This is a genomic window from Brachybacterium sp. NBEC-018 (assembly GCF_024860185.1).
Classification (GTDB): Bacteria; Actinomycetota; Actinomycetes; order Actinomycetales; family Dermabacteraceae; genus Brachybacterium; species Brachybacterium rhamnosum.
This window is the reverse complement of sequence record NZ_CP100650.1, coordinates 1,305,285-1,329,691: the sequence shown is the minus strand read 5'-3', so window position 1 is coordinate 1,329,691 and position 24,407 is coordinate 1,305,285. Positions and strand designations below refer to the sequence as shown.

Here is a 24,407-nt window from a genome sequence, read left to right as displayed (position 1 = left end):
GCGGGCCCGTCGCCGCTCAGGTCAGGTTCGCGAGCAGCACGAAGGTCGCCGTCCCGGCGCCGACGCTCAGCAGCGTGCGGCGCCCGCCGATCAGGTGCACGAGGACCGTCACGGCCGTCGCGACGGCGGCCGGGAGCACGTGCGCGAGGTCCGCGCCGATCGAGCTGCGCAGGGTCGACACGGCGAGGATCGCGAGGATCCCCACCGGCATCCAGCGGGACATCTGCGCGACCAGCGGCGAGTCGCGCAGCGGCTGCAGGATCACGAAGGGCACGGCCCGCAGGGCGAAGGTGATGCCGAAGCCGATCACGATCACGGCCAGGAGGTAGGTGGTCTCAGACATGCGCGGCCTCCGGGTCCGACGGGTCCTGCAGGTCGTGCGCGGCCGACGGGGCGGGGCCGCCGCGGCGCCGCGCGAGCAGGGACCGCAGCAGGAGCAGCACCATGAAGCCGGTGAGCGCGGCGAAGAGGGCGGCGCCGGGGACCAGCACGAGCGCGAGGGAGAGGGAGAGCCCGGCGAGCAGCAGGGAGGGCACCTGCGCCCGGGAGCGGCAGGCGTCGAGCGTGAGGGTGAGGAACAGGGCGCAGAGTGCGAACTCGAGCCCCTCGACCGGGCCGGGGAGCACGGAGGCGAGCAGCACGCCGATCAGCCCGCCGCCCACCCAGTAGGCGTGGAAGGAGACCTGCAGGCCCAGCAGCCGCTTCGCCGTCCAGGTGCCCGGGCTCGAGGCGGTCACCGCGTACGCCTCGTCGATGAGGGCGTGCACCGCGTAGAAGCGGGCGAGCGGGTGGCGCACCACGTGCAGCGGGAAGGAGAAGGCGTAGAACACGTGGCGCAGGTTCACCAGCAGCACGGTCACCGCGATCGTCGCGAGCGGCGTCGCGGCCGCCATGAGCCCCACGAGCAGCAGCTCGACGGAGCCGGCGAAGACCAGGGTCGACAGGCCCGGGGCGACCCACCAGGGCAGCCCGGCCTGGACCACGAGCATGCCGAAGGCGACGCCGATCGGGATCATGCCGAGGCCCGCGGCGAAGGAGAGCCGCATGCCGGTCACGAACTCGCCGCGCGGGCTCGTGGCCGGCGGAGCGGCGTCGGGCACGGCGACGGCGGCGGCCTCGGGGACGACGGCGGGATCGAGGACCGGATCGGGATCGGTGTCCGAGGCGACGTCGAGGGAGGTGTCGCAGGAGGCGGCGCCCGGGGCGTCGTCGGGGGCCGACCGTCGGCCCACCGAGTTCAGCATCTCTGTCATACCGGCAATCATTCCAGCGGAGGCCTGCGCCGCGATTGCTTAGTTCGCTGCGCCGGAGCACTACAGTGCAATGTATGCAGCTGGATGAGACGAATCGCGCAATCATCGATCATCTGCGCCGGGACGGGCGGCTCTCGAACGTCGCCCTCGCCGACGCCGTGCACCTGACGCCGGGCCCGTGCCTGCGCCGCGTCCAGCGGCTCGAGGCGGAGGGCGTCATCCAGGGCTACACCGCGCAGGTGGACCCGGGGGCGCTGGGCCAGGGCTTCGAGGTGATCCTCGACGTGGAGCTCACCGCGTACGACCGCGGGACCGTCGAGCGCTTCGAGACGACGATGCAGGGCTTCGACGAGGTGGTCGAGCTGTACCGGCTGTTCGGCTCGCCCGACTACTACGTGCGGGTGGCCGTCGCGGGCCTCGAGGCGTACGAGCACTTCCTCACCGAGGAGGTCATCACGATCCCGGGCGTCTCGAAGATCTCCTCCCGCTTCGCGATGAAGGTGCTGAAGAGCTGGCGGCCCACGGCGGCCGCCCCTGCTACCGCGACGCGCTGAGCGGCAGACGCCCGCCGCTCAGGCGGTGATCGTGAGCGTGGAGCGGCTGCCCTCCCCGCGGCGCACGTGGATCTGCTCGGCGATCTGCGCCTTCATGTCGCCGACGTGGCTGACGATCCCGATGGTGCGGCCGCCCTCCGCGAGGCGCCCGATCTCGCGGACCACGGTCTCGAGCGTCTCGGGGTCCAGGGAGCCGAAGCCCTCGTCGATGACGAGGGTCTCCATCTGCACGCCGCCCGCCTCCCCCATGACGATGTCCGCGAGGCCCAGGGCGAGCGCGAGGGAGACGAAGAAGGTCTCGCCGCCGGAGAGGGTCTCGGGCACGCGCACCTGATCGGTGCGGCGGTCCATGACCAGCAGGTCCAGGCCCGTCTTCCGGGCGCCGCGGGCGCCGGTGTCGCGCAGCAGCTCGAGCTCCGACCCGGAGAACAGGGCCAGGCGCGCGTTGGCCGCCTCGACCACGGCGTCGAGCCGCCACTTGAGCACGTAGGTGGACAGCTGCACGCGCTCCCCGTCGGCCGAGCGGCCGGTCGCGAGATCGGCGACGCGCACGATCACGCCGGCGCGCTCGCTCACGCTGCGCACCTCGTCGATCGCGCGGTCCAGGGCGGCGCGGGCGGTGCGGCCGCGCTCGGCGACCGCCTCGAGGCGCGCCGCGGCGGCGCCGTCCTCCCGGGCGGCAGCCTGGGCGGCGGTGAGGGCCTGCGCGGTCGCGGTGACCGCGGCCCGCGCCTCCTCGAGGGCGGCGTCGGTCGTGGGAGCGCCCGCGACACCCTCCTCGGCGAGGCCGTCGGCGAGGCGGGCCTCGTCCACGGCGCGGGCCTCGAGGAGCGTCGCGAAGCGCTTCCGCTCGGCGGGCTCGAGCACGGCGGCGCGGGCCTGCTCGTCCGTGGCGATCGCGGCGGCGGCGAGGGTGCGGGCGACCTCCTCCTCCGCCTCGCGGGCCCGCTCCTCGGCCTCGGTGCGGGCACGCAGGGCGTCGCGCAGCGTGGTCGCGGCGGCGGCGCGCGCGAGGTGCGCGCGGCGCCGGTGGCCGACACTGCCGTCCTCCCCGCGGGCCTCGGCGATCCGCTCCCGGTCCGTCCCGATCGCGGTCGCGGCGGCCTCGAGGGCCGTCTCCGCACGGGAGAGGGCGAGGGCGTCCGCCTGGCCGCGCCGGGTGAGCTGCTCGGTCTCGGCGTCGTGGGCGGTGATCCGCTGCTCGAGCCGGGCGGCCGTCTCCTGTCCCGCCTGCGCGACCTCCACCCGGGTGGTCGCGGTCTCGACGGCGGCGCGGGCGGCATCGGGCTCGAGCCCACCCGCGGCCTCGCGCAGGCGCGCGAGCTTCTCCTCGGCGAGCGCGTGGGCCTGCTCGGCGCGGGACCGTGCGGCCTCCGCCTCGACCCGGGCGGCCTCGGCGGCCTCGACCTGCTCGGGGCTCACGGCATCCTCCGCCGGATCCGCCCGGTGGGGATGCTCGAGGGCGCCGCACACCGGGCACGGGTCGCCGTCCTCGAGGGCGACGGCGAGCTCGGCGGCGATCCCGGCGTAGCGACGGCGACGCAGCTCGGCCTCCGCCTCGGCGGCGGCGGAGGCCGTGGCGAGCGCCGCCTTCCGGGTCTCGAGGGCGGCCTGGATGGCGGCGGCCTGCTGCTGCGCGGCGCGGGCGGCGGTCGCCTGCTCCGTCGCGGCGGACTGCGCGAGCCGTGCGTCGGCGAGGTCGGCGGCGCGGGTGCGGGCCTCGTCCCGCGCGGTGACGAGCTCCTCCCGGGCGGCGGGCCGCGTCTCGAGCAGAGCGGTGGCCGAGGCCAGGGCGGTGCGGGTGGCGGCGACCCGCTCGCGCTCCTCGTCGAGGGCCTTCTCCCGGGCGGGGAGCCCCGTCTCGAGGGCGACGAGATCGGCGAGGGCGCCGGCCGCGGTGGTCGACTCCTGGACGGCGGCGGCGAGGGCGGCGTCCGCCTCCGCGGCCCGGGAGCCGTCGGCCGTCCCGTCGGCCCCGGCAGCGCCGTCGGTCCCGGCGGCGCCGTCGGGCAGCAGCGCGAGCAGGTCGGGGCGCTCCTCGCCGGTGCGGGAGGCGAGGTCGGCGAGCGACTCGATCGCGCCGGCGGCGCGGGCACGGGCCTCCTCGCGACGCCCGAGCGCGGCGACGACCGGGCGGGCCGCCTCGTCGCGGGACAGCGCGGTGCGTGCCCCGTCGACGGCGGGCTCCTGCTCCTCGAGCCGTGCGGCGAGCGACTGCAGCTCGCGGCGGCGGTCGATGCGGCGGGCGGCGAGGGCGGCGGCCTCGGCGGCGGTGCGCGCCGCCTGCTCCGCCTGCTGCGTCGCGGCCGCGCGGGTCGTGGCCTCCTGCGCGCGCGTCGTGACGCCGGCGAGGGCGGCGTCGGCCCCCTCGGCGAGCGCCTCCGGGCGCAGGGCCTGCGCCTGACCAGTGAGGGCCGCCTCCTGCTCCCCCTCGACGCCGGTCGCCTCGACGAAGCGCGCGAGCGCTCGACCGAGCGTCTCCCTCGCGGCGGTGACCTGCTTGTTCGCGTCGACGCGCATCTCGGCGAGGCGCTTCTCGACCTGCTCGTACAGCTCGGTGCCGAAGACCCGCTGCAGCACCTGCTGGCGCTCGGCCGTGCCCGCGCGCAGGAACCGGGCGAACTCGTTCTGGGGCAGCAGGACCGTCTGCGTGAACTGCTCGCGGCTGAGGCCCACGGCGCGCTGGATCTCGCGGCCCACCTCGTCCATGCGGGTCGCGACGACCTCGAGGCCCGCGCCGGCGCCGGCGGAGTCCGCGACCACGGCGGGGATGAGCTCGGGTGACCCGATCCGCCAGAGCACGGCCTTGGCCTGCTCCTTCGTGGTGCCCGTCCCGCGCTGCTTGGGGCGCTGGAACTCGGGGCTGCGGCGCACCCGGAAGATCCCGGCGCCGGTCTCGAACACGAGGTCCACGACGCTCGGCTCGGTGGGGCCGGCGAACTGGGAGCGGATGCGGTCGGTGCTCGTGGCGCTGCCGGCGACCTGGCCGTAGAGGGCGTAGACGATCGCGTCGAGGATCGTGGACTTGCCGGAGCCGGTGGGCCCCTCGAGCAGGAACATGCCGCTCGCGCCGAGGGCGGCGAAGTCGACGTCGACGGTGCCGGCGAAGGGACCGATCGCGGTGAGGCGCAGGTGGTGGAGCTTCACGAGGCGGCCTGCTCCTGTCGCACGTGCGCATAGGCCTGCTCGAGCACGTCGTGCTCCGCGGGGCTCGGGGCGCCGCCCGTCGCATCGGCGAGGAACTGGTCCATCACCTCGAGCGGATCCGCCTCGCGGCGCACGACGGGGGCGGCGGCGCCCTGCTCGCGACCCTCGGGCGCGTACTCGGTGAGCAGCAGCTCGGGGAACGCCTCCCGCAGCCGCTCCTGCAGGTGGGCGGGGCGGGCGGGGTCCGTGACGACGGCCTTGACCCAGTCCCCGCCGTGCTCCTCGCCCTCGGCGAGGATCTCCTCGAGCGTGCCGCGCAGCTCGGTGAGGCGCCGCGGCACGGGGGTCGCGAGGCGCTCGACCTCGACCTGTCCCCGCTCCCCCAGCTTCACGAGCAGCACGGCCTTGCGGTGGCGGCGCTCGGAGAAGGAGAAGGCGAGCGGCGACCCGGAGTACCAGGCGGGGGCGCCGACGGTCGCCGTGAGGTCCTGGCAGCCGTGGAGGTGGCCGAGGGCGAGGTAGTCGATGCCGCTCAGCACCCCGGCGGGCACGGAGTCCACGCCGCCCACGGAGAGGTCGCGCTCGGAGTCGCTGCCCTCGCCGCCGGTGACGAAGGTGTGGGCGAGGACCACGGTGCGCGCCCCGGGGTGCGCGGCCGCCCGCTCCCGCACCTGGTCCAGGGCCGCGCGCGTGACGGCCTCGTGGCTGCGGGCGAGCGGCGCCTCCTCCTGGCCGACGAGCGCGGTGCGGGCGACGTCCGGCTCGAGGTAGGGCAGACCGAAGAAGAGCACCTCGCCGTGCTCGTCCTCGACGCTCACGGGGTGCTCGATGCCGGGGAGGTCGGTGAGCAGGTGGATGCCCCCGCGCATGAGCTCGCGGCCGAACCCGAGGCGGTCCGCGGAGTCGTGGTTGCCGGGCGTGATGATCACGGTGGTGTGCTCGGCCAGGCGTGCGAGCGCCCGGTCCAGCAGCCGCACGCTCGAGACGGCGGGGACCGCGCGGTCGTAGACGTCGCCGGGGACGACGACCACGTCCACGGCGCGCTCGACCGCCGTCTCCACGAGCCAGTCCAGGAACGCGGCCTGGTGCTCGTGCAGGTCGACCTTGTGCAGGGTGCGGCCCAGGTGCCAGTCCGAGGTGTGCAGGATCCTCATGACCCCGAGCCTACGAGCGGGGGCCGACGACCGAGGACCACGGCGGCCGCTGTGGACGGCCCGTCTCAGCGCCCGAACGCGCCGCCGACCAGCAGGCGCTCGAGGACCCGCGCGACGCCGTCGTCCTCGTTGCTCGCGGTGACCTCCGCCGCGACCTCCCGCACCTCGCCCGCGGCGTTGCCGACGGCCACGCCGTGCCCCGCCCACGCGACCATGTCGCGGTCGTTCGGGGCGTCGCCGAAGGCCAGCACCTCCTCCCGCGCCACGCCCAGCGCGTCGCACAGCCGGGCGAGCGCGGCTCCTTTCGTGATCCCGGCGGGCTGCACCTCGAGGAACGGCGCGCCCGAATGGGTGAGCTCCACGCCCTCGACGCCCAGCGACCGCGCCGCCTCGAGCAGGGCGTCGGCCGGCAGCGCGGGGTGGCGGGCGAGGAACTTCAGGCTCGCCGTGCCGGTGACGAGGTCCGCCCCGGCCGGGATCATCGTCGCCGGGTCGCGCTTGTGGTCGGCGTAGCGGACGCCGGCGATGTAGTCCTGCTCGGCGACGAACACCTCCCCCCGGTCCCGGACGCTCGCGAACAGCACGCCGGGGACCGCCCGCCGCAGGGCGTGGGCGAGCTCGAGCTGCGCGGCCACGGCGACCGTCTCCTCCCAGAGGGTTTCCCCCGTGCCCAGGTCCACGCACAGCGCCCCGTTGCTGCACAGCACGCGGCCCTCGAACCCCGCCCCTGCCGCGATCGCCCGCACGCCGATCGGCTGCCGGGCCGTCACGGGGATCACCGCCGCGCCGGCGGCGCGCACCGCGTCGAGAGCGGCCCGGGTGCGGGGCGCCACGGACCCGTCGTCGCGGAGCAGGGTGCCGTCGAGGTCGGAGGCGACGAGTCGGAAGGTCACCCTCGGAGAGTACCGGCGTGCGATGTCCCCCTCTCCCCGCCCCACCACGGGCCCGCCGGCGCGCGTAGCGTGATGCCATGAGCACCGCCGCGCAGGGCCCGTCCACCACCGCTACTGAGAACGCCATCCCCGGGGAGCACCCCGACCCGCAGGCCGTCACCGCGGACGTCGTCGTGATCGGCGGCGGCCCGGTGGGCGAGAACCTCGCCCAGTACGCGATCGAGGGCGCGGACCTCACCGCGGTGATCGTCGAGCGCGAGCTCATGGGCGGGGAGTGCTCCTACTACGCGTGCATGCCCTCCAAGGCCCTGCTGCGCCCGATCGACGTGGCCCACACGGCCGCGCACCTGGACGGGCTCACCACCCCGCGGATCGAGCCGGCGGGTCTGCTCGCCCGGCGTGACGCCTGGGTCTCCGGCTACGACGACGCCGGCCAGGTCTCCTGGGCCGAGGGCGCCGGGATCCGCGTGGTGCGCGGGCACGCCGTGCTCACGGGTGAGCGGGAGCTGCGGGTCGGCCCCGGCGAGGGTCCGGCGGCCGATGCCGATGCGGTCACCGTGCGCGCCCGGCGCCGGGTCGTCATCGCGACCGGCTCCGTCCCCAGGATCCCGGAGGCCTTCACGGGTCTCGAGCCGTGGACCTCGCGGGATGCGACGGGCGTGGTCGAGGTGCCCGCCTCGCTCGCGATCGTGGGCGGCGGCGTGGTCGCGGTCGAGGCGGCGACCTGGATGGCGGCGCTCGGCAGCGAGGTGACGGTGATCGTGCGGGGCGAGGGCCTGCTCGGCGCGGAGGAGCCCGTCGCGGGCGTCCACGTGCGCGAGGCGCTCGAGGCCGCGGGCGTCACCGTCCTCACCGGGACCACCGTCGCGTCGGCACGGCGCGACCGGGCGGAGGCGACGGGCCTGGGCCGCGTGCACGGCGGCGAGGTGACGCTCGAGCTGAGCGGCCGCGGCACGGCAGGCGAGGCGCGCACGCTCACCGCCGCGGAGGTGCTCGTGGCGACGGGCCGCCGCCCGCGGCTGGACGACGTGGGCCTGGACGCCCTCGGCCTCACCCCGCAGGACGTGACCTCCGGTGGCCTGCCGGCGTGGCTGGCGGCCGTGGGCGATGCGAGCGGGGAGGCGCCGCTGACGCACTGGGGCAAGTACCGCGCCCGCGTGCTCGGCGCCGCGATCCGCGCGGAGGCGCTGCGCGAGCGGGATCAGCCCGACGGGGTCGACGGAGCCGACGGGGTCGGCGGATCGGACGGGGAGGAGCCGGTCCCCGAGGCGGTCCCCGTCCCGCAGGTCGTCTTCACCGACCCGCAGGTCGCCCGCGTGGGGCTCACCGAGCGGGCCGCGCGGGAGGCGGGCCACGAGGTGGTCACGGCGCAGGTGCCCTTCACCGGCGCCGCCGGCACGGCCCTGCTGCGGGACGACGCCGCCGGGACCGCGCAGATCGTCGTCGACGCCGCCACCCGGACCCTGCTCGGGGCGACGCTCGTGGGCCCCGAGGCCGGGGAGCTCATCCACGCCGCGACCGTCGCGATCGTGGGCCGGGTGCCGGTCGCCGTGCTGCGGCACGCGGTCCCCAGCTACCCGGCGGCCTCGGAGATCTGGCTGCGCCTGCTCGAGGAGCTCCCCCGCGAGTACCGGGTGCGCTGAGGGGCGACCAGGGTCGGTGGCGGCGGCTGCGCCGTGTCCGACCTTCGGACAGGATGCCCGCGTGGCACTGGCCATCGGCGGCGCGACCGGGTGGGATGGGAGCGGCCCTCCCCCCCCCGGGACCTCGCCCCCACCATCGGAGCACCTCCATGTTCGACAATCACCGCCGACGACGCCGCGAGCGCCGCGTGCGCCCCGGGGACGGCCGCGCGCTGAAGCCCTTCCGCACCTGGCAGCTGCTGCATCGGACCCTGTTCCGCCTCGACCTCGAGGAGCCCGACGGCGCCGTGCACCGCTACGAGGTGGACGTGCACCACCTCGCGGACGAGCTCTCCGGGAGCCTGGACCCCGAGGAGAAGGACCCGACGCCCCCGATGGCGCTGTACCGCGACGGCCGCCGCACCCACGTCGCGAATCCGCCCGCCGCATTCCCCGTGCCCGGCGGGGTGATCGAGGTGGCGCGCACCAGCTACGGCCTCTCCCGCATGCACCACGTGCCCGACGGCGGCGAGGCGCGCCTGCTCACCCCGCACCCGCGCTCGGCCGAGGGGCTGCGGGCGCGGCTGGGCCGGCGCTTCCCGCTCGCGAGCCGGGTCCTCGGCGCCATCGCGATCGTCGTGCTGCTGGTGAGCCTCGCCGTCACGATCCCGCAGATCGTGGAGCTCGTGACCTCGGTCGAGGTGATCGCGGCGCGCGTGGGCACCTTCACGTCCCCGATCAGCCTGAGCGCCGAGCTGAACACCGCGCTCGTCATCGCGGGCGCCCTCGCCGCGACCGAGCGGGCGCTCACGCTGCGCAACCACTGGCTCATCGACGCGGACACCACCTGGACGAGCTTCACCTGACGTGGGCCGTCCACAGCAGCGCGGCCCAGAAAACCGCTGGTCACCTGCCGGGCGGGCACCCTAGCCTCGCCCCATGAGCACCGCCGCCCCGGATCCCGCACCGGATCAGATCTATGCCGACCCCCGACTCGCCGCCTGCTACGACACCTTCGACGGCGAGCGCGACGACCTCGACCACTACGAGGCGCTGATCGACGAGCTCGGCGCCCGCACGATCGTGGACGTGGGCTGCGGGACCGGCTCGCTCGCGGTACGGCTCGCCGCGCGGGGTCTGACGGTGACCGGGGTGGACCCGGCCGCCGCCTCCCTCGACGTCGCCCGTTCCAAACCCCACGCCGAGGCGGTCACCTGGATCCACGGCACCGCCCCGGACCTCCCGCCGCTCGGCGCGGATCTCGCGGTGATGACCGGGAACGTCGCCCAGGTGTTCCTCACGGACGAGTCCTGGCTGCGCACGCTGCGAGGGATCCGCGCCGCCCTGCGCCCCGGCGGATGGTTCGTCGCGGAGTCCCGCCGGCCGGAGCGGCGGGCCTGGGAGGAATGGCAGGCGGACACGGATCCGCAGGTGCACGAGGTGCCCGGCGTGGGCCACGTGCGCAGCCGAGCGCGGTTGGTCGAGGTGGCGCTGCCGCTGGTGACCTTCACGGATGACTTCCGCTTCGAGGACGGCGCCACGCGCTCCTCGACCTCGACCCTCCGCTTCCGGACCGAGGTGGAGCTGCGCGCCTCCCTCGCGGAGGCCGGGCTCGAGGTCCGGGACATCCGTGAGGCGCCGGACCGGCCGGGCCGCGAGTACGTGCTGCTCGCCCGCGCAGTCTGAGCTCTCAGGCCCCGGTGCCCGTGTAGAAGCCGTAGGTCGCGTCGGCGTTGCGCTGGGCGACCTCGGGCTCCTCGCCGGAGGCGGTGTGGGCGACGGCCCAGCCGTCGGCCGCGCCGCGATAGAAGGAACGTCCCTCCTCGGTGCCCGCCCAGGCCTCCGCCTCCGACGGGGCGAGCGAGCCCTCGACGGCGCCGAGGTGCAGGGCGAGGCCCAGCAGACCGCCGTCCCAGCCCACGCCCGTGGCACCGGGGCCGAAGGTCTCCCACATCTCCGCGGGGACGTCGGCGACCTTGCTGCTGTGCTCGAGCTCGAAGCGGGTGGACTCCTCGGAGACCGCCTCGAGGCGCACGGTCACCCAGGAGACGCTGCCCATGGCCTCCCAGCTCACGGAGTAGGCGGCGGCGCCGTCGGCCGGGGGCTCGCAGCTGAGCACCTCACCGCCGGCCTGCCCCTCGAACTGGTAGCGGCCGCCCTCGCGCAGCTCGCCGGAGATCGGGAGGAACCATCGGGCGATGCGCTCCGCGGTCGTGACGGCCTCCCAGACGTCCGCGAGGGCGGCGGGGTAGTCCTGCTCGAGGGTCTGGACGTGCTGGGGCTCGCCGTCGCGCTCCTCGACGCGGTAGGCACGGGTGACGGAGGTGAGCTGGGTGGGGACGTCGACCATGTCAGGTCTCCTTCTCGTGGGGTGGGGTCGCGAGGCGGCGCTGCCGCTTCCCGCGGGCGATCTCGGTGCCGAGCGCGTCGAGCTTCGGGAGCCAGAAGCGTTCGAATGGGGTGAGCCACTGCCGGGCCTCGGCGGGCCCGCGCGGGTCCACCGCGTAGAGGCGGCGCCTGCCCTCGGGGCGGACGCTCGCGAAGCCGTGCTCGCGCAGGACCTTCAGGTGCTGGGAGACGGCGGGCTGGCTGATGGCGAACTCCGCCTGGACCACCTCGCCGATCTCGCCCGCGCTGCGCTCCCCGTCCGCGACGAGGAGCTCGAGGATCCGTCGCCGCACGGGATCGCCGAGGACGTCGAGCGCGTGCACGCGGCCATCCTGCCCATCCGCGTCATATAAGTCAATGCTTATTCGGTACGGGAGCGGACCAGCAGCCGCACCAGGATCCCGGTGGCGACGACGCCGAGCCCCGCGAGGAGCGTCAGCCGCGGGAGCGCGGCGACGAGCAGCACGCAGCCCGCGAGCCCCACGATCTGCAGCCCCCGCGGGAACATCCGGTCGCCGCCCCTCTGGGTGAGCGCCGCCGCGTTCGCGACCGCGTAGTACAGAAGCACCCCGAAGGACGAGGCCGCGACGGCCGTGAGCGCGCTCGGCACGAGCAGCACGAGCGCCACCACGATCGCCCCGACCGTCACCTCCGCCCGCCACGGCACCCCGAAGCGCGCCGAGACCGCCGCGAGCGGGCGCGGCAGATCCCCCTCGCGCGCCATCGAGAGCATCGTGCGGGAGACCCCGGCGACGAGCGCGAGCAGGGAGCCCGCCGCGGCGGCCGTCGCCCCGACCGTCACGACGAGCGTCCATGCGCCGCCCGCCCCGACGGCGTCGAGCGCGGTGACGAAGGGCGCCGGGCCCCAACCGGCGGCGTCCGGAGCAGGGCCGACGAGCACGAGCAGCACCGCGAGCAGCACGTACAGCGCGAGCACGATGCCGAGGGCCAGCAGGATCGCCCGCGGGATGGTGCGGCGCGGCGCGGTGACCTCCTCCCCCAGCGTCGCGACCCGGGCGTAGCCCGCGAAGGCGAAGAACAGGATCGCCGCGGCCTGCAGCACCGCGAGGACCACACCGAGCGAGCCGTCCGGCACGTCCGCGAGCGGTCCCGGGACCGCCGCCGCGAAGCCCGTGGCCGCGCTCCCGCCGGTGGCCACGGCGTCCCCCTCGGCCGCTCCCCCGATATCGCCCGCCCCGTCGGCCCCGACCACGGTGCCGGGGACGACACCCACGGCGAGGCGGACCGCGGTGAGCAGCAGGGCACTGAGCGCGACGGCGACGAGCACCCGGGCCAGCGCCGCCGTGCGGGTGACGCCCACGAGGTTCACCGCCGTGAGCACGAGGACCACCCCCGCGGCGACGGGCCGCCGCCAGGCCTCCTCCGGCACCAGGTACGCCGCGACCACGAGCGCCATCGCCGCGCAGGAGGCCGTCTTGCCGATGACGAAGCACCAGCCGGCGAGGAAGCCCCACCCGTGCCCCAGCTGCTCACGCCCGTAGACGTAGCTGCCGCCGGAGGTCGGGTAGCGAGCGGCGAGCTGGGCGGTCGAGGTGGCATTGGCGAGCGCGACGACGGCCGCGAGCAGCAGCGCCGCGAGCACGGCGGGACCGGCGAGATCCGCCGCGGCGCCGAGCGAGACGAACACGCCCGCGCCGATCATCGCGGCGAGGCCCACCACCACGGCATCGGCCAGGCCGAGGCGCCGCGAGAGCGCCCCGGCCTCAGCACCGGTCGGGGTCAGGGCTCAGCCCTGCCGGCCCTTGCCCTTGCCGATGCCGCTGTTGCTGCCACCGGGGGTGCCGTTGTTCTTCCCGGGCCCCTTGTTGTCGTTGTCCCGGCCGTTCCCGTGGCCGTTGCCGTTCCCGTTCCCGCCGCCGGAGGCCGGGGCGAACTCGGCGTCCAGGCCGGTGATCATCGGGTTGTGGTCCGAGGAGGCGAAGGGGCCCTCCTGGCACAGCTCGGTGACGTTGGTGTTCGCGCGGCTGTACAGCGCGAGCGGGGACTCGGCGCCGTTGATCGACCAGTCCGTGGCGCCGGTGATCCGCTCGCGGGCGGAGTCGTTGGCGAGCACGTGGTCCAGGGAGCCGGTCATGCCGTCGAAGCTGTAGGACCAGCCGTCCTCGTCGAAGGTGGAGCCGAGGTCCGTGTAGCCGGCCTCGTAGAACACCTGCAGCGGATCCTCCTGCGTGTAGGCGTTGAAGTCGCCGCCCAGCAGCACGTCCTCGACGCCGAGCGCCTCCTGCTGCTCCTGCACCCATGCGTTCAGGGCGTTCGCCTGCGCGAGGCGGGAGGTGCGGGAGTTGCCCTGCACCGGATCCGCGGGGAGGGAGGCGTCCGCGGCGTCCTTCGAGCCCTTGGACTTGAAGTGGTTCACGGCGAAGAAGAACGGCTCACCCTGCACGGCGCGACCCTCGCTGTCCTCGCCGACGGGCGCGAACACCTGGCCGAGCGGCTCACGGGCGTTGGCGAAGGCCGGGTCCTCGGCGAGCACCACGGCATCGCCCTGCGGGGCGGCCGCGGCGGGCTTGTAGATCAGGGCGCTCGAGATGACGTCCTGGCCGGCGTCGGATCCGGCGGCCTCGTAGGCCGCGGCGGTGGGCACGTACGCCCAGGTGCCGGCGCCGTCCTCCTCGTTCAGCGCGGCGACGAGGGTCGCGGTGGCCTCGTCGGCCTCCTCCCCGAGGCGCGCGGAGTTCTCGATCTCCATGAGGCCCACGACGTCGAGGCCGGAGGTGGAGATCGCGTCGACGATCTTCGACTGCTGGCGGTCGAGGTCGTCCTGGCCCCAGGCGCCGCGCGGGTCGCAGCCGCCGCGCACCGAGGTGCCCTCCCCGGCGCGGTCGGTGTACGGCTCGCAGCCGGGGGTGTCCTCGCCGAGGGTCGTGAAGTAGTTGAGCACGTTGAAGGTGCCCACCTGGAGGTCGCCGCCCACCTCGTCGGGCGTCGCCTGGCGGGTGTCCTCGAAGCTGATGCCGTCGGTCGCGGAGGACTCCCACGGGGTCGTGGGCTGGAGGCGCCAGGTGTCGAAGGAGTAGGAGAGCACGACGGGCTCCTCGAAGCCGACGCCGGCGCCCACGCGCACGGGCTCCTCGGTGGAGAGGTAGGACAGCGGCACGTCCGTCGCGGTGGAGAAGTTCGTGGTCCTCCCGTCGTCCAGCAGGATCATGTCGTCGAGCTGCTGCTGGCAGAGGGCGGTCGCCTCTGCGCCGGGGCGCAGGGTCTCCGCGGGCTGGCGGTAGGCCTGGTCGCCGATCGCGAGGCCCACCTCGCCGTACTTGTTCGTCTCGTAGACATCGGTGACGGTGAGGTCGCCCTCCGCGGGCAGGATCAGCATGCTCTCGAGCCGCTCGCGCTGCTCGGGATCGGTGGGGAACCCGCCGGTGAGGACGGCCGGCTCGACGGGCGCGAGCTCGGCGTCCGGGGTGGTGAGGCCGCCCGCGGCGACGGAGATCTGGGTCGCCTCGTAGTACTCGGAGACCTGACCGGTGACCTTCACGCCCTGGCCGATCTCGACGTCGCCGACGGTGGCGGGCGAGTGCACGAACAGGCCCTGCGAGGCCTCCGCGGTCGCCGGGTCGATGTCGCCGCCGGTGCCGCCGGTCTGGATGACATAGCCGTTCAGGCCGCCCGTCGCGTAGACGGCGGTGACGACACCCTCGGTGGTGACGGTGGTCCCCGCGAGCGGGGAGGCCGCGCCGGTGCCCTGGATCTCCGCGATCGGGACGACGGCGCCCGGCTCGACGGGGCCCGTGGGATCGGTGGGGTCCGTCGGATCGGTCGGGTCCGTCGGATCCGCCCCGGAGGACTGCGGGGTGGGAGCGCCCGCGGTGAAGTCCGCGGCGTTGTCCCCGGTCTCCGCGGTGCGGGAGACGGAGGTGGCGTTCGTGGTCGCCGCGGCGGGGGCGGTGCCCGCGAAGGTCGCGGCGCCGCCCCAGCCGAGCAGGTCGACGACGGCGGTCTCGCCCGCGCAGGTCTCGAACTGGCAGGTGAGGGTGCCGCTCGCGTTCGACAGCGCGACGACGCCGCCGGTGCCGGAGAGGGCGAGGCTCCCGGTCTGGTCCGGGGTGGGGAGCGCCTCGGTGCCGCCGCTGCCCTGGGCGAGCTGGACGAGGAAGGTGCCGCCCGCGGGGACGGTGCCGGTCAGCTGGAGGGTGTTCCCGGTGGAGAAGGCGCCGGCCTTCGCGGCGTACTGCAGGGACCAGCCGTCGAGGCTGATCGGCGCGTCGGAGGTGTTGCGCAGCTCGACGAAGTCGTGGGTGTAGGTGGCGCCGGAGTTGCCGCCGCCGCCGTAGACCTCGCTGATGCGGAGGTCGCCCGGGGGCAGCAGATCGGCGGCGCGGGCCGGGGCCTCGAGGGCGGGCACGAGGCCGGCGCCGAGGGCGAGGGCGGCCGCGCCGCGGGCGAGGCGGCGCAGCGGGAGGACGGTGCGGGCGGGGCTCATGGGGGCTCCTAGCAGGGACGACGCAGCGGAGGGGAGGTGGCGTGACGCGAGGAGGGCTCCCGGGGGCGGGCCGGCATGGCGGCCCGCCCCCGGGAGCCGGGGCGGAGGTCAGTCCTCGACGTACTCGATGCCGGCGTCGTCCATGCGGTGCATGAACGCGGCCATCGCGTCACGCTTCATGGGGCTCAGCGGGCGGTACGTGCCGTCGCTCCAGCCGGTCGAGATGCCGGTGGACTGCAGCCAGGCGATCTCCTTGGCGTACTTCCGCGACGCGGAGACGTCCTCGAAGGGGCCCTTCACCGGGTCCGAGTAGCGGGGCTCGCCCGCGTAGCGGTACAGGAACGCGGCCATCGCGTCACGGGCGATCGGGGTGGTGGGGCGGAAGGTGCCGTCGCTCCAGCCGGTCGTGATGCCCTGCTGCTGCGCCCACACGATCGCCGTGTAGTGCTGGTCCGTGGGCGTCACGTCCGTGAACGGGGACGTCTTCGGCAGGGTCACGGCCGGCTCGCCCGCCATGCGGTAGAGGAAGGCGGCCATCGCGTCGCGGTTCACGTCCTGCAGCGGCCGATAGGTGCCGTCGCTCCAGCCGGTGACGTAGCCCTGGGCGGCGGCCCAGGTGATGTCCTCGGAGAACTGCATGCCCGCGGGCACGTCGGAGAAGGAAACCGGCTCCGTCTCGAGCGTGATCGGGAAGGTGATCGAGGTGCCGGTCACCGGGACGGCGGTGACGGTGCCCTCGTGCTCCCCGGCGGGGAGGGTGACGCGCACATCGGCGCCCCACTGGCCGTCCTTGTTCTGCTTGTACGGGGCGGAGAAGGTCTCGCCGTCGATCTCGAGCGTCGCCGTGCTGATCTGCGGGGCGCCGAGGGAGCGGGACTCGAGGCCCGTCAGCCGCACGATCGAGGATCCGGTGCCGGCCGTGATCTGCACGCCGATGCCGCGCTGGGAGTAGTCGGCCTTGAGGCCGCGGTGCTTGCCGAGGTAGCTGATCCACGCGTCACGGTCCAGCAGGCCCGTGTCCTTGGTGTTCGTGCCCTTGGCGAAGGTGTGGAAGTTGTCGCCGCCGGCCACGAGGAAGCTCGCGGCGACGAGGCTGTAGGAGGCCTCCGGGTCCAGGGGCTTCCCGTCGATGCTCACCGAGGTGATGTGCTCGCCCTGCGCGGCGGACTCGTCGAAGGTGTAGTCGACGTTGCCGGAGAGGCCGAGCTGCAGGTACCCGCGGGAGGGGACGTTGCCGTCCGCGTCGAGCTGCCACTGCTCCTCGAGGAGGTCCTTGAACTGGGCGCCCGTGAGGGTCGTGGTGGAGAGGTTGTTGACGAAGGGGACGATGTTGTTCGCCTCTCCGTAGGTGACCACGCCGTTGCCCTCGTCGCCGGAGGGGGCGTAGGCGAGGTTGTCGCGCACGCCGCCGGGGTTCATGACGCCGATCGTCGCGCGGTCACCCGAGTAGGAGTCCTGCTGGGTGGCCCAGACCATCGAGTCGGCGAGCTCGTCGGAGAGCGCCGAGGAGCTCCCGCGGTCGTCGCCGCGGCCGGTGTAGCCCGTCTTCTTCGTCCAGACGCCGTCCACGTACTCGGCGCCGTCGGGCGCGTAGGCGGTGGTGACGTCGGTGTCGATGTCGCCCACCTCCTTCTTCGCGGCCTCTTCGCCGGCGGCGGCCGCGTCGTCCGCGATCGTCGCGGCGGAGTCGTAGGCGGCGTCGCCCGCGCAGGCGTCGAGGTCCGCACCCTCGGTGGGGACGAGCGCGGTGGCGTCGGCGACGACGTCCCAGTCGCCGTCGGAGGCCTTCTCGAGGGTGACCTTGCCGAGGTTCTCGCCGTAGGAGCCGGTCTGCACGACGGGGCGGGTCTCGCCGGACTCGCCGGGCACAGCCGCCTGGTAGACGTAGGACTGGTGCGTGTGGGCGGTGAAGATGACGTCCGCCGCGGCGGAGGTGTCGTCCACGAGGTGCGTGAAGACGGGCGTCGGGGTGGGCGCGCTGCCGGCGTCGGAGGAGCCCGACGAGCCCTCGTGGTACTCGACGGCGAGCACGTCGTACTGCTCGCCGGAGGCCTGCAGCTCCTCGATCGCGGCGTTCACGCCGTCCACCGGATCGCCGAACTCGACGCCCTGCAGGCCGGCCGGGGAGGTGAGCCCCGGGGTCTCCTGGGTGACGGCGCCGACGACGGCGACCTTCACGTCACCGGCGTCGACGATCGCATAGGGATCGGTGGTGGGCGCGCCGTCCTTGGTGACGTTCGCGGCGAGGTAGGGCCAGTCCGCCCGCTCCTGCACGCGGTTCGTGAAGTCGTCGTAGCCCTTGTCGTACTCGTGGTTGCCGGCGGCCGACGCGCCGAGGCCGAGGGCGTTCAGGTAGTCGATCGTCGGGTTGTCGTCGTCGATGTAGGACGCGAACTCCGAGGCGCCGATGTTGTCCCCCGCGGAGAGCAGCGCCGAGTTCGGCGCCGCCTTCTCCTCGGTGACGACCGTGCACGCGAGGTCCTTCGCGGTCGAGGAGATCCGGCCGTGGAAGTCGTTGATGTTCAGCAGCGTCACCTGGTCGCCCGTGCCCGCGGCGAGGGCGGGGACCCCCGCGCCGAGGAACGTGGTGAGGGAGACGGCGGCGATGCCGAGCCCGGCGGCGGTGCGGCGGGCGAGTCGGCGCGAGACCGAGGGGGTCATGGAGAGGCTCCTGGCGCGGGGAGAGACGGGGACGGAGGGGTCGGCACCACGGCGGCTGTGGCATGGGCCTCGTCCATTCAAGCCGCCCCGGGGTCGCCCCGGATCCGTTCGCCGAGGTGGTGACCGGAGCGTTATCAAACGTTCGCCCGGATGCCGCCTTCACGACAGCCGGGTGTCGCGGTCGGCGCCCGCCCGGTCACCCCGCGGGCCCGCCGCGTCCGGAGCGCCGGGCATCGCCGGCCCTCCGCTTCCGTCTCCTCAGCCACATCGCGGGCCTGCGAGGATGGGCCCGGGAGCCCGGATTGGGTAGCATCGATGCGACTTCCCGCGGAAGGGCGTCCGGCGCCCCGTCCGCGGTGCTCCAGACCGCCGTCCCGCCCTACCGACCGTCACCCCCTCGACGATGGGCCCGCCCGACGCGGCACGCTCGGACCGGCTCCCGCCGTCATCCCGAAGGAGCTCCCCCATGGTGTTGCCGTTCCTGGCACGTCGCCCCACCGTCCCCGCGAAGGACGGCGGGAGCTGGCCTCACGTGGTGATCATCGGAGGCGGCTTCGCAGGGGCCAACGCGGTGCTGGGCCTGCGGGACGCCCGCGTGCGCGTCACGCTCATCGACCGCAACGTCTACAAGACCTTCCAGCCGCTGCTCTACCAGGTGGCGACCGCGGGCCTGAACCCGGGCGACGTCACCATGTTCCTGCGCGGCCTCTCGCTCAAGGTCCCCAACATGCGCTACCGCCAGGGCGAGGTCATCGGCGTGGACCCCGAGCAGAAGGTCGTCACCCTCGACGAGGGCCAGCGCGGCGAGAAGCGCCTGCGCTACGACTACCTCGTGCTCGCCAACGGCGCCACCACCACCTACTTCGGCACCCCGGGCGCCGAGGAGCACGCGATGCCGATGTACACGCGCTCCCAGGCCCTCGCGATCCGCGACCGCGTGTTCTCCGAGCTCGAGCGCGCGAGCCGCGCCCGCGACGGGGACCTGCTGCACGTCTCGATCGTGGGCGGCGGCCCCACCGGTGTCGAGATCGCCGGCGCGCTCGCGGACTTCCGCCAGCAGGAGCTCGACATCCTCTACCCGGAGATCGACCCGGGCACCCTGCGCATCCGCCTCGTGCAGCGCGGCGACGAGCTCATCAAGGAGTTCCGCGAGGAGTTCCGCGAGTACGCGGCGCACGAGCTCGAGGACCGCGGCGTGCACCTGTGCCTCGGCCACGGCGTGAAGTCCGTGGGCTACGACTACGTGACCCTCGACGACGACACCGTCCTCGAATCCGACATCACCATCTGGGCCGCGGGCGTCGCCATCGCCGACGTCGTGAAGACCTGGGGCCTGCCCCAGGACAAGCGCGGCCGCCTCGACGTCGACGAGAACCTCGAGGTCAAGGGCTTCCCGGGCGTGTTCGCCGCGGGTGATATCGCCGGCGGCGACGACGCCCTCCCCCAGCTCGCCCAGCCCGCCATCCAGGCCGGCCGCGCCGTGGCCCGCGCGATCGCGGCCGACGTCGCCGGCAAGGCCAAGAAGCCGTTCCGCTACGTCGACCTCGGCACCATGGCGACCATCGGCCGCCACGCCGCGATCACCGAGATGCCGGAGCTCCCGGGCGTCGGCTCGATCGGTCTCAACGGCACCGTCGGCTGGTTCGCGTGGCTCGGCGTCCACGTGACGAAGTTGCTCGGCCACCGCAACCAGCGCGCCGTCGCCATGAACCTGCTGTCCCTGTACAGCGGCACGCGCGCCACCCACCAGCCGAACCCGGTGGTGGGCGAGGTCGACTCGCTGCGCGCGGCCCGCGAGTTCGAGGAGCAGGCCCCGCACCGCAAGTTCGGCGCCGACCACCAGGCCTGAGCGCCCCACGACGGGGGCGGGAGCCGGGGCAGATGCCCTGGCCCCGCCCCCGTTCGCATGCCCGGGGACCGGAGACCGGTGAGCGGTGCCCGGGGCTCGGTGCCCGGTGCCGCCCGCCCGTTGGGCCTGGACCTGGACCTGGACCCAGGGTCCTGGCCTGGGCCTCGGTCCCGGGTCCACCTGGATGTCCGTTTGCGCGCCCCAGTTCCAGAAGGGGAACTCAGGCGCGCAATCGGACAGCGGCTCCCTCCCGGACCATGTCCGATTGCGCACCTGGCTTCCGAAAATGGAACTCAGGCGCGCAATCGGACAGGGAAGAACGCGCCCGGCGGCTCAGGCGGTGGGGGCCGGGAGCGCGGCGAGCAGGGCGATGACGGCCTCCGCGGCCTCCGCGCCCTTGTCCTCGCTCGAGCCGGGCAGGCCCGAGCGGTCGAGCGCCTGCTGCTCGTCGTCGCAGGTGAGCAGCCCGAAGCCGACGGGCTTGCCCGTGCGCAGCGAGACGTCCATGAGCCCCTGGGTCGCGGCCTGGCAGACGTACTCGAAGTGCGGGGTGCCGCCGCGGATCACGGTGCCGAGGGCGACGACGCCGTCGGCCCCCTCGGCCGCGCGGAGGGCGCCGAGCGGCAGCTCGAAGGAACCGGGCACGCGCAGCAGCTCGTGGGTGGCGCCGGCGGCGTCGAGGGCGCGCTGCGCACCGGCGACTAGGGCATCCATGATCGTGTCGTGCCAGCTCGCGGCGACGATGACGACGTGACGGCCGTGGCCGTCGGGGGTGAGGGCGGGGGCTCCGGCCTTGCTCATGAGTGGGGTCCTTCCGTGGGGGTGGTGGTGTCGGGAGTGGTGGTGTCGGGTCGAGGGGTGTCGGGGGTGGTGATGTCGGGGGTGGTGGGGCTCGAGGGTCCGGTGGGGCTCGAGGGTCCGGTGGGGCTCGAGGGTCCGGTGGGGCCGAACAAGTCGGGCGGGAGGCGGTGGCCCATCTCCTCGGCCTTGGTGCGCAGGTAGGCGGCGTTCTCGGGGACCACGCCCACCACGAGCGGCGAGACCTGCTCGACGCCCACGCCGTGCTCGGTGAGCTGCGCGGCCTTGTCCGGGTTGTTGGTCAGCAGGTCCACGCGGGTCGCGCCGAGGTCCTGCAGGATCGCGGCGGCGGCGCCGTACTCGCGGGCCTCGGCGGGCCAGCCCAGCTCGAGGTTCGCGCTGACGGTGTCCCGCCCCTGGTCCTGCAGGGCGTAGGCGGCGATCTTCTCGGCGAGGCCGATCCCGCGGCCCTCGTGGCCACGCAGGTAGACGACCGCGCCGCCGTCGCGGGCGATCGTGGCGAGGGCGGCGTCGAGCTGGGGGCCGCAGTCGCAGCGCAGCGAGCCCAGCGCCTCCCCCGTCAGGCACTCGGAGTGCACGCGCACGGTCGTGACGGCGTCGGGTCCGATCTCCCCGGCCACGAGGGCGAGGTGCTCGGCGCCGGTGCGGCGGTCGCGGTAGGCGTGCACGGTGAGCGCGCCGTGCCGGGTGGGCAGCTGGGCGGTGGCGACGCGGTGCACGCGCGGGGCGGGCTCCGCGGCGCCGGGCACGGGCACGGCGGCGCGGGTCGCGGCGGTCGCCCGGGCGTCGAGGTCCGCGGCGAGATCGGCGATCGTGATGAGGGCGAGGCCGTGCTGCTCGGCGAGGCGCTCCGCCTCGGGCAGGCGCATGACCTCGCCGTCGTCCCGCACGAGCTCGCAGATCATGCCGATGGGCGGCAGGCCCGCGAGGCGGCACAGGTCCACGGCGGCCTCGGTGTGGCCGGGCCGCTCGCGCACCCCGCCGGCGACCGCGCGCAGCGGCAGCACGTGACCGGGGCGGATGAGGTCCTCGGGTCCGGCGTCGGCCGCGGCGAGGGCGCGCAGGGTGCGGGTGCGGTCCGCGGCGGAGATCCCGGTCGTGACGCCCTGGGCGGCGTCGACGCTCACCGTGTAGGCGGTGCGCAGCGGGTCGCGGGTGCGCGGGACCATGAGCGGCAGCTCGAGGCGGTCGGCGAGCTCCGCGGGCAGCGGCGCGCACAGGTAGCCGGAGGAGTGCCGGACCGTCCAGGCGACCCAGTCGGGGGTGGCGAGGGCGGCGGAGAGGATGACGTCGACCTCGTTCTCGCGCTCCGCGGAGTCGGCGACGAGCACGGGGCGGCCCTCGCGCAGCTCGGCGAGGGCGCGGGCGATGCGGGCCGAGCGCTCGTCGTCCACGGGCCCGGGGGCGGGACCTCCGACGGGGGCGCCGTCGGTGGGGCGGGTCGTGCCGTGCTCGGTCATCGTCCCTCCCCCTCCGCGGCGCCGTCGGCGGTGCTGCTGGTGAAGCCGGTGAGGCGGGCGACGTAGCGGGCGATGACGTCGACCTCGAGGTTCACGGCGTCGCCCTCGCGGAGCGTGCCGAGGGTCGTCGCCTCGAGCGTCGCGGGGATGAGGGAGACGCCGAAGGAGTCCGCCCCGGCGGAGGTCACGGTGAGGGAGACGCCGGAGACGGTCACGGCGCCCTTCTCCGCGACGAGCGGCGCGATCTCCGCGGGCAGGGAGAACAGGAGGTCCTCCCAGCGGCCTTCGCCGCGGCGGGAGAGGAGGCGGCCCACGCCGTCGACGTGCCCCTGGACGATGTGGCCGCCCAGGCGGGAGTCGGCGCGAAGGGAGCGCTCGAGGTTGACGGGGGCGCCGGCGGCCTTCTCGCCGAGCGCGGTGCGGCGCAGGGTCTCCGGGACGGCGTCCACGGCGAAGCTGCCGTCGCCGGGCAGGTCGACGACGGTGAGGCACACGCCGTCCACGGCGATCGAGTCGCCGAGGCCGGCGTCGGAGGCGGCGAGCGGGCCGGTCAGGAGCAGGCGGGCGGAGCCGTCGGGCTGCGGGGTGAGGGAGGTGAGGGTGCCGATCTCCTCGACGATGCCGGTGAACATGGGGTCTCCTTCGGTGGGGTCGGGCGGGGTGGTGGTGGGGCGAGCTGTCGGTGGTGGCGGATGGCGGGGCCGACGGGCCGGTCGGACCCGACGGCGGCGCGGGGTGTCAGGGGTGGCCGGCGGCGGGGTCGCCGGTCGCCGTGCGGGCGATGAGCAGCACGTCCTCGCCGAGGCGCTCGACGTGCTCGGTGCGCCAGCGCAGCGCCTCGCCGATCGTGGTGACGCCGAGGTCGCCGACGGCGGCGGCGCCCGCGCCGAGGTGCACGGGGGCCAGGTAGGCGTGGAGCTCGTCGACGGCGCCCGCGCGGAGGAAGGCCGTCGCGAGCTGCGGGCCGCCCTCGAGGACGAGGCGGCGCACGCCGCGGGCGGCGAGGTGGGCGATCACGAGCGCCGGGTCGTGCGTGGTCACCTGCAGGAAGCGGCCGTCGGATCCGCGGATCCGCGCCGTCGCGGGCACGGGCCGGCGGCCGACGGCGACTCTCAGCGGCCGGTGCGGTGCGTCGGGCTCACCGGACGGCAGGGCCGACGGTGAGCCGGGGGCGATACCGGGCTCCCCGGTGGGGCGGGCGGTGAGGGCGGGGTCGTCGGCGAGGACGGTCCCGGTGCCCACGACGATCGCGTCGACGCCCGCGCGCACCCGGTGGGCGTGCTCGCGGGCGGCGGGGCCGGTGATCCAGCGGCTCGTGCTGTCCGCGGCGGCGACGCGGCCGTCGAGCGTGGTCGCGGTCTTGAGGATCACGTGCACGGCAGGCCGGGCGGCGCGCGCGTACCAGGGGCCGATGAGGTCGAGGGCCGATTCTGCGAGCTCCTCCCCCACGGCCGCGGGGCCGCCGGCGACGTCGATGCCGGCGGCGGCGAGCTCGGCCCCGCCGCCGCCCTCGGCCGCGCCCGGATCGGGCAGGGCGAAGACGACGCGGGCCACGCCCGCCTCGCGGAGGGCGCGGGCGCAGGGGCCGGTGCGGCCGGTGTGGCGGCAGGGCTCGAGGGTGACGACGGCGGTGCCGCCGCGGGGGTCGTGGCCGCGGGCGGCGGCGTCCGCGAGGGCGTCGGCCTCGGCGTGCGGGGTGCCCGCGCCGCGGTGATGGCCCTCGCCGAGGGTCGTCCCGTCGGGGGCGAGGAGCACACAGCCGACCTGCGGGTTCGGGGTGTCGGCGGGGCCGCGGGCGGCGAGCTCGAGGGCGCGCCGCAGCGCGGCGTGCTCGGCGGCGGGCAGCACGGTGGCGGGCAGCGGCGCGGTGCCTGCGGCGGCGGGCTGCGGAGGGTGCGGGTCGTGCACGGTCGTCCTCCCGGAGTGCGGTCCGGGGAGATGGCCTGGAGCGTGCACAGGGCCATGGACGACGCCGGGGGTCGACGCAGGGTGCACCAGGCGTCGCCTGGGCGACGCCACATCTCCTCCCATCCGGACTTTCACCGTCGGTCCTGGAGTTCCACCAGGTCAACCAGTTCCCGAAGGAGCTGGGTCGCGGACTGTCACCGCCGGCTCAGAGTTTCACTGACCCCGGAGAATGTGGTTCATTCGCCGGACACGTTA

The 24,407-nt window shown here is 75.1% G+C and carries 19 protein-coding genes and 1 riboswitch; of the genes, 5 read left to right on the top strand and 14 right to left on the bottom strand.

From position 1 onward, the window contains the following. Positions 1–16 precede the first annotated feature (16 nt). Together NLU66_RS05880 and NLU66_RS05875 are read right to left on the bottom strand one after the other, a co-directional pair. The gene (locus NLU66_RS05880; protein ID WP_259362009.1) at positions 17–343 is read right to left on the bottom strand and encodes a branched-chain amino acid transporter permease; all 327 of its coding nucleotides are present in this window, start codon (positions 341–343) and stop codon (positions 17–19) included. Further along, on the bottom strand, positions 336–1,253 hold the full coding sequence (locus tag NLU66_RS05875) for an AzlC family ABC transporter permease (protein WP_323374481.1): 918 nt from the start codon (positions 1,251–1,253) through the stop codon (positions 336–338). The genes NLU66_RS05880 and NLU66_RS05875 overlap by 8 nt, the downstream gene beginning before the upstream one ends. 74 nt (positions 1,254–1,327) lie before the next feature. On the opposite strand from NLU66_RS05875, the gene NLU66_RS05870 reads away from it, so the two are divergent. After that, a complete protein-coding gene (locus NLU66_RS05870; protein WP_259362008.1) occupies positions 1,328–1,807 on the top strand; it encodes an Lrp/AsnC family transcriptional regulator in 480 nt (159 codons plus the stop codon). A gap of 18 nt (positions 1,808–1,825) precedes the next feature. Here NLU66_RS05870 and NLU66_RS05865 read toward each other — a convergent pair whose 3' ends face one another. From NLU66_RS05865 to NLU66_RS05855, 3 genes are all read right to left on the bottom strand, one after another. Next, positions 1,826–4,954 (bottom strand): AAA family ATPase, encoded by a 3,129-nt coding sequence (locus NLU66_RS05865; protein ID WP_259362007.1) that lies wholly within the window; start codon positions 4,952–4,954, stop codon positions 1,826–1,828. Next, positions 4,951–6,108: an exonuclease SbcCD subunit D gene (locus tag NLU66_RS05860; protein WP_259362006.1), complete on the bottom strand. Its 1,158-nt coding sequence runs from the start codon at positions 6,106–6,108 to the stop codon at positions 4,951–4,953. The genes NLU66_RS05865 and NLU66_RS05860 overlap by 4 nt, the downstream gene beginning before the upstream one ends. A 65-nt stretch (positions 6,109–6,173) precedes the next feature. Beyond that, positions 6,174–7,001: an HAD family hydrolase gene (locus NLU66_RS05855; RefSeq protein ID WP_259362005.1), complete on the bottom strand. Its 828-nt coding sequence runs from the start codon at positions 6,999–7,001 to the stop codon at positions 6,174–6,176. 77 nt (positions 7,002–7,078) lie between these two features. Here NLU66_RS05855 and NLU66_RS05850 point away from each other — a divergent pair, with 77 nt between their 5' ends. From NLU66_RS05850 to NLU66_RS05840, 3 genes are all read left to right on the top strand, one after another. Then, positions 7,079–8,644, top strand: a complete 1,566-nt coding sequence (locus NLU66_RS05850; RefSeq protein WP_259362004.1) for a dihydrolipoyl dehydrogenase family protein — start codon at positions 7,079–7,081, stop codon at positions 8,642–8,644. 149 nt (positions 8,645–8,793) lie between these two features. After that, complete coding sequence (locus NLU66_RS05845) at positions 8,794–9,489, top strand: hypothetical protein (protein WP_259362003.1); 696 nt, start codon at positions 8,794–8,796, stop codon at positions 9,487–9,489. Between the two features lie 73 nt (positions 9,490–9,562). Continuing rightward, complete coding sequence (locus tag NLU66_RS05840) at positions 9,563–10,309, top strand: class I SAM-dependent methyltransferase (protein ID WP_259362002.1); 747 nt, start codon at positions 9,563–9,565, stop codon at positions 10,307–10,309. Positions 10,310–10,313: 4 nt separating this feature from the next. On the opposite strand, the gene NLU66_RS05835 is transcribed toward NLU66_RS05840, so the two are convergent. The 5 genes from NLU66_RS05835 to NLU66_RS05815 all read right to left on the bottom strand — a co-directional run bounded on the left by NLU66_RS05835 (position 10,314) and on the right by NLU66_RS05815 (position 18,116). Next, the gene (locus tag NLU66_RS05835) at positions 10,314–10,973 is read right to left on the bottom strand and encodes an SRPBCC domain-containing protein (protein WP_259362001.1); all 660 of its coding nucleotides are present in this window, start codon (positions 10,971–10,973) and stop codon (positions 10,314–10,316) included. A gap of 1 nt (position 10,974) precedes the next feature. Beyond that, the gene (locus NLU66_RS05830; RefSeq protein ID WP_259362000.1) at positions 10,975–11,334 is read right to left on the bottom strand and encodes an ArsR/SmtB family transcription factor; all 360 of its coding nucleotides are present in this window, start codon (positions 11,332–11,334) and stop codon (positions 10,975–10,977) included. A gap of 38 nt (positions 11,335–11,372) precedes the next feature. Further along, positions 11,373–12,692 (bottom strand): APC family permease, encoded by a 1,320-nt coding sequence (locus tag NLU66_RS05825; RefSeq protein WP_416232183.1) that lies wholly within the window; start codon positions 12,690–12,692, stop codon positions 11,373–11,375. Between the two features lie 66 nt (positions 12,693–12,758). Continuing rightward, positions 12,759–15,455, bottom strand: coding sequence for an ExeM/NucH family extracellular endonuclease (locus tag NLU66_RS05820; protein WP_259361999.1), 2,697 nt, complete (start codon positions 15,453–15,455; stop codon positions 12,759–12,761). A 108-nt stretch (positions 15,456–15,563) separates the two neighbouring features. Further along, entirely contained in the window at positions 15,564–18,116 is a 2,553-nt protein-coding gene (locus NLU66_RS05815) for a 5'-nucleotidase C-terminal domain-containing protein (protein WP_259361998.1), read from the bottom strand. A 466-nt stretch (positions 18,117–18,582) separates the two neighbouring features. Between NLU66_RS05815 and NLU66_RS05810 the strand changes: the two genes are divergently transcribed. Beyond that, positions 18,583–19,965: an NAD(P)/FAD-dependent oxidoreductase gene (locus tag NLU66_RS05810; RefSeq protein ID WP_259361997.1), complete on the top strand. Its 1,383-nt coding sequence runs from the start codon at positions 18,583–18,585 to the stop codon at positions 19,963–19,965. 333 nt (positions 19,966–20,298) lie between these two features. Here NLU66_RS05810 and ribH read toward each other — a convergent pair whose 3' ends face one another. The 4 genes from ribH to ribD all read right to left on the bottom strand — a co-directional run bounded on the left by ribH (position 20,299) and on the right by ribD (position 24,152). After that, entirely contained in the window at positions 20,299–20,766 is a 468-nt protein-coding gene (ribH, locus tag NLU66_RS05805) for a 6,7-dimethyl-8-ribityllumazine synthase (protein WP_259361996.1), read from the bottom strand. Next, positions 20,763–22,244: a GTP cyclohydrolase II gene (gene ribA / locus NLU66_RS05800; RefSeq protein ID WP_259361995.1), complete on the bottom strand. Its 1,482-nt coding sequence runs from the start codon at positions 22,242–22,244 to the stop codon at positions 20,763–20,765. Before ribA ends, ribH begins: the two co-directional genes overlap by 4 nt. Beyond that, a complete protein-coding gene (locus tag NLU66_RS05795) occupies positions 22,241–22,876 on the bottom strand; it encodes a riboflavin synthase (RefSeq protein ID WP_259361994.1) in 636 nt (211 codons plus the stop codon). The genes ribA and NLU66_RS05795 overlap by 4 nt, the downstream gene beginning before the upstream one ends. A 106-nt stretch (positions 22,877–22,982) precedes the next feature. Further along, complete coding sequence (ribD, locus tag NLU66_RS05790; RefSeq protein WP_323374470.1) at positions 22,983–24,152, bottom strand: bifunctional diaminohydroxyphosphoribosylaminopyrimidine deaminase/5-amino-6-(5-phosphoribosylamino)uracil reductase RibD; 1,170 nt, start codon at positions 24,150–24,152, stop codon at positions 22,983–22,985. 107 nt (positions 24,153–24,259) lie between these two features. Further along, positions 24,260–24,387: riboswitch (FMN riboswitch) on the bottom strand. Positions 24,388–24,407 lie beyond the last annotated feature (20 nt).